The 4874-nt window shown below is 63.0% G+C and carries 5 protein-coding genes and 1 tRNA gene; 4 read left to right on the top strand and 2 right to left on the bottom strand.

Features of this window, described 5'->3' with window-relative positions:
- Positions 1 to 356 precede the first annotated feature (356 nt).
- Together ACKODO_RS02450 and ACKODO_RS02445 are read left to right on the top strand one after the other, a co-directional pair.
- Positions 357 to 1211, top strand: coding sequence for a phasin family protein (locus ACKODO_RS02450; RefSeq protein ID WP_408981870.1), 855 nt, complete (start codon positions 357 to 359; stop codon positions 1209 to 1211).
- 117 nt (positions 1212 to 1328) lie between these two features.
- Positions 1329 to 1405: transfer RNA gene (locus tag ACKODO_RS02445), tRNA-His, on the top strand.
- Between the two features lie 150 nt (positions 1406 to 1555).
- Here ACKODO_RS02445 and ACKODO_RS02440 read toward each other — a convergent pair.
- Both ACKODO_RS02440 and ACKODO_RS02435 read right to left on the bottom strand, forming a co-directional pair.
- Positions 1556 to 2302, bottom strand: a complete 747-nt coding sequence (locus tag ACKODO_RS02440) for a TerC family protein (RefSeq protein ID WP_408981869.1) — start codon at positions 2300 to 2302, stop codon at positions 1556 to 1558.
- Between the two features lie 7 nt (positions 2303 to 2309).
- Positions 2310 to 3146, bottom strand: a complete 837-nt coding sequence (locus ACKODO_RS02435) for a 4'-phosphopantetheinyl transferase family protein (RefSeq protein WP_408981868.1) — start codon at positions 3144 to 3146, stop codon at positions 2310 to 2312.
- Positions 3147 to 3337: 191 nt separating this feature from the next.
- On the opposite strand from ACKODO_RS02435, the gene ACKODO_RS02430 reads away from it, so the two are divergent.
- Positions 3338 to 4120 (top strand): (Fe-S)-binding protein, encoded by a 783-nt coding sequence (locus ACKODO_RS02430; RefSeq protein WP_408981867.1) that lies wholly within the window; start codon positions 3338 to 3340, stop codon positions 4118 to 4120.
- A partial coding sequence (locus tag ACKODO_RS02425) for an LUD domain-containing protein (protein ID WP_408981866.1) occupies positions 4117 to 4874 on the top strand: 758 nt, incomplete at its 3' end. The genes ACKODO_RS02430 and ACKODO_RS02425, both read left to right, overlap by 4 nt.

Genomic DNA, 4874 nt, shown 5'->3' with positions numbered 1-4874 from the left:
CGTCATTACCAATGACGTGCTCTACCACTGAGCTACTGCAGCGATTTTAACCCGAGACGTTACCCTATCACGCCAATCAGAAAACTCAACCCAACCTTTTTAGCCACTTAAGCCACAAGAGCCGCCCCTTACCAAGGGAGTGCTCTACCACTGAGCTACAACAGCGACGCCAGGAACGTCGGCTTGCCATAGGGGAGGGGGGCGGTCAAGCGTGCTCGCAGGAACATTCCGCCTTGTTGAGGATTGATTATGCTGCATCGCACAATAATTGTTGCGCCGCACAATGGACGGTGTTAGATTTTAATCATCGATTGTCGTTTTGAGCCCGGTTGGGCCCTCGCACGAGGAGAGAGACCATGGCCAGTTCCAAAAAGCCGCCCGTTGGCGGTTCCAAGTCGGCGGCCCCAGCCCCCGCACCCTACCCGCCCGTGCCGGCCCAGGTGGCAGCACCCGTTGCTCCCGCTGTTGCAAAGCCGTTGGAAGCCAGGCTTGAGGCAAGGCCCGTGGAAAGCAAGCCTGTCGAAATGAAGCCGGCTGCGGCCAGGAGCCCGGAAGCAAAGCCAGCGCAGTTGAAAACCGCGCCAGTTGCCACCAAGCCTGCGCTGGCCGTCGAAGTGCCCAAGATCGAGGCGCCGAAGATCGAGGCGCCGAAGATCGAGGTGCCCAAGGTCGAGGCGCCCAAGGTCGAAGCACCGAAGGCTGCGACCCCGACCCAGCCGAAGGCGGAGGACTCGTCGCCCAAGCCCGCCTCCTCACCCAAGATGGAAAAACGTGTGCCCATTGCTGCCGCTCCGGCCAAGCCGATGGATGTTCTCAAGCCCGTCACCGTGCTTCAGGAGAATGTTCGCGCCAGCACCGAGAAGGCGATCACGGCGTTCCGCGGCCAGTATGCCGAAGTGAAAACCATGGCCGAGACGGCGACGAGCCAGCTTGAAGACAGCATGAAGGCTGCGCAGGAAGGCTCCCGCGCGCTGGGATTCAAACTGTTCGAGATCGCCAAGGCGCAGACCCAGGCGCATCTCGACCATGCAAAAACGCTGGCCGCGACCAAGTCACTGCCCGAACTCCTCACGGCGCAGCAAAGCTTCCTCGTCGCTCAGATCGAGATGGCGCAGAGCCGCAGCAAGGACGTGGCTGCGCTGGCCGGCAAGGTCGCCAACGACGTGACGGCACCGCTGCGTGCCTCGCTGAACCTGCTGCTCCGCCGCTAAGGCGCCGAGAGGCCATTTCAGAGCCGGCGCGTGGCAAATCCGCGTGCCGGCTTTTTCATCTCGTGCGCGAGAGATGCTTGAAATCGTCGCGTTTTGCCTCTAGGGCTCTCGCCGGATGCAGTCGTAGCTCAGTTGGTTAGAGCGTCGGATTGTGGCTCCGAAGGTCGGTGGTTCAAGTCCACCCGACTGTACCATTCCCAAAAGCCACGTCATCACCCCAAACTTTCCCGGCCGACCCCGTTCCGGGCGCACATGCCTGCGCCTCGTCCCCGGTTGCGAATCGGCGAACAAGAAAACCCGGGCCGAAGCCCGGGTCGATGATCTGGCAGCGATGGCCGGCCGGATCAGGCCGCTTCGGTTTTCCGGCCTTTCACGATGTGGCCGATGCCCAGCACCGCCGCCGCTCCGACCACGGCCGCCCCGTAGAAGATGACCGCGATCGGCATGATCTTCGACACCATCCCGCCATGACCGTCCGATTCCTGCACGGTGGTCAGGTAAGCGGGGTTCAGGGCCTTGATCCAATCCATCACGATCGGGTCCGTCACCAGCATCTCGCCGGCGATCCAGCCGAGCAGCGCCGCGCCGCCCCAGACGATGACGGGGAAGCGGTCGATCAGGGTCGAGAGAAGCTGCGAGCCGAAGATGATCAACGGGATCGACAGGAGAAGGCCGAAGACGAAGAGCCAGATATTGCCGCCCGCCGCCGCCGCGATGGCGAGAACATTGTCGAGGCTCATCACGGCATCGGCAATCGCGATGGTGCGCACGGCGCGCCAGAGATTATCGCTCGATTCAACGCTATGGGCGTCCTCATCCTCGCCCACGGCCAGCTTCACGCCGATCCATAGCAGCAGAAGGCCGCCCACCACCTTCAGGAAGGGCACGTTGAGCAGGTAGGTGATGAAGATCGCGAAGATGATGCGCAGGCCGATCGCTGCGCCGGCACCGAGGATCATGCCCATGCGGCGCTGTTCCGGCGGAAGCGCGCGGCAGGCCAGCGCGATCACCACGGCATTGTCACCCGAGAGCAGGAGATCGATCCAGATGATCTTGAAGAGCGGCGCCAGATAAGGCGTAATCCATTCCATGGTCATTCTATCCCTGTTGGCGTAGCGGGGTGGCCGGTCCTCGCGCAGTGGATTGTGCCACTGCAATGCTCACGCCCCGCGTTTCCCCGCGCGCTTCCCCATCCGATCGCGAGACAAACACGCGAAGCGCCTCGCGCGTCAAGATCGACAACCGGATCTGCTCAGGATAATCCGCCATATTTTCGCCTGAATTCGCCAAATTGCGGATATCCACATCTCCGCCGGAAAGTGCGGGAAGAATGATCTGCTCGGGCGCAAGGCGAAAACCTTGCCCGACCGCCTTCACGATCGCTTCCTTGGCCGTCCAGATTCGTAGGAAGCCGCAAGCGCGCAACGCCTCGGGTTGCGCGGCGAGCCAGGCGCGCTCGTCTTCCCGCAGGACATTCAATGGAATGACGAGGTCCGGCACTTCGATTTCAAGATCGATGCCGATCGGCCGATCGGCGATGCCGATCAGCGCCAGCGCCTCGCGGGCCGCAAAGGAGACGTGAAATCCGAGGCCGGCGCGCTCCAGAACCGGGCGCCCCCGAACATCTGTCGCCACGCCCACATCGGTCGGGTTCACCCCGCGCGCCTCTGCGACCACCTGCCGCGCCAGCCGTCGCCGGGCGAGCCAGCCGTCGCGTGCCAGGCCTGCCGGCAGCATTCGCGCCTGTTCTTCCTCCTCCGGCATGGCCGGGCAGAGCGCCGGAGGGAGATGCGTGAGATCAGCAAAAAACCATATGAATCCCGTATTTTGCAGCCTTTGTCCGAGATCGGCCAGCGGCGTGCCGAGGCCAGCCGGCGGCTCGGCCTCGCCATGGCGAAGGGCATCATGCGGGAGCTTCGGCAGCGAGGCGGACATGCTGGTCTGAGATCCCCTCCATGCGCGGCAAGCAGGGCCTTCCGGCAGGATGCGCCTTTTATGCGCTTGCCGCCAGTGGTGCCGGAAGCCTAAATACAAGGGAGAACGGACCGATCCTGCCAGGGAAAACGGGCCGTTGCACCAAAGGGAGACGGGCGCTGGCGCCCGGATGGTGAGTGTCGGATCGATCCATGGGGATGCCCAAACCGGCCAGCCGGCCAAGAGTTGCGCTTTTTGCCACCTGTCTCGTCGATCTCGTGCGCCCCTCCGTGGGTTTCGCCGCCGCGAAGCTCTTGGAAAAGGCCGGTTGTGCGGTGGAAGTTCCATCGCAGACCTGCTGCGGCCAGCCGGCCTTCAATTCGGGCGATCGGCGCACGGCACGCGATCTTGCCTTGCAGATGATCGAGGCCTTCGAGGGCTATGATTACGTGGTCGTGCCTTCGGGCTCCTGCGGCGGCATGATTGCGAAGCATTACCCCGAACTCTTCGAGGATGATCCGGGTCTCGCGATCCGCGCGCAGAATCTGGCCGGCAAGACCCATGAGCTGGTCTCTTTCCTCACGGAGGTTCTGGGCGTGATGGCGGTCGAGGCGAAGCATTCCGGCTCCTGCACCTATCACGACAGCTGCTCGGGCTTGCGCGAACTGGGAATCAAGCGCCAGCCGCGACAGCTTCTCGGCTCCGTGGAGGGGCTTGAACTGGTGGAACTCAGGGATGCGGAAGTGTGCTGCGGGTTCGGCGGCACCTTTGCCGTGAAATATGGCCCGATTTCCGATCAGATCGCCACCGAAAAGGCGACAAACGTGAATGCCACGGGTGCGAAGACCCTGCTGGCCGGCGATCTCGGCTGCCTGCTCAACATCGCGGGCAAGCTCTCGCGCATGGGCTCGGAGGTCGAGGTGCGGCATGTGGCGGAAGTGCTGGCCGACATGACCGACCGGCCGTCCATTGGAAAAACGGGAGCCTCCTCATGAGCGTGCATCCCACCTCCCACAGCTTCAAGGACAATGCGAGCAAGGCCATCGCCGATGGCTCGGTGCCGCGCGCGCTGAAGAATGTGCGGCAGAACTTCATCGACAAGCGCGTGAAGGCGGTCGACGCCCTGCCGGAATTCGAGGCCCTGCGCGAGAGCGCGAGAGAGATCAAGAACCACACGCTCGCCCATCTCGACCTCTACCTCGAGCGTTACGAAGCCAAGGTGAAAGACAGCGGCGGCCACGTTCATTTCGCGATCGATTCCGCCGAGGCGCGCAGCATCGTGCTGGATATCTGCCGCAAGGTCGGCGCTCGCACCGTAACCAAGGGCAAGTCGATGATCTCCGAGGAGATCGGGCTCAATGCCCATCTCGAAGCCGCGGGCATCGTGCCGGTCGAGACCGATCTCGGCGAATACATCATCCAGCTCCGGGGAGAGACGCCGAGCCACATCATCGCGCCGGCGGTCCATCTCACGAAGGACCAGATCGAGAAGGATTTCCGCCGCGTCCATACGCAGCTTGATCCGAACCGCGACCTCACCGAGAAGCGCTCGCTCCTCACGGAAGCGCGCACCATGCTGCGCGAAAAGTTCCTCGCGGCCGATGTTGGCATCACCGGCGCGAATTTCCTCATCGCGGAAACCGGTTCCTCGGTCATCGTGACGAACGAAGGCAATGGCGATCTCACGCAGATCCTGCCGCGCGTGCATATCGTCATCGCCTCCATCGAGAAGCTGGTGCCGACGCTTGA

The organism is Rhabdaerophilum sp., from assembly GCF_046092605.1.
GTDB lineage: Bacteria > Pseudomonadota > Alphaproteobacteria > Rhizobiales > Beijerinckiaceae > Rhabdaerophilum.
This window is presented reverse-complemented; position numbering and strand designations above follow the sequence as displayed.

Coding starts and splice junctions, on each gene's coding strand:
- ACKODO_RS02450 (WP_408981870.1), top strand. CDS start 357: ATGGCCAGTTCCAAAAAGCCGCCCGTTGGCGGTTCCAAGTCGGCGGCC.
- ACKODO_RS02440 (WP_408981869.1), bottom strand. CDS start 2,302: ATGGAATGGATTACGCCTTATCTGGCGCCGCTCTTCAAGATCATCTGG.
- ACKODO_RS02435 (WP_408981868.1), bottom strand. CDS start 3,146: ATGTCCGCCTCGCTGCCGAAGCTCCCGCATGATGCCCTTCGCCATGGC.
- ACKODO_RS02430 (WP_408981867.1), top strand. CDS start 3,338: ATGGGGATGCCCAAACCGGCCAGCCGGCCAAGAGTTGCGCTTTTTGCC.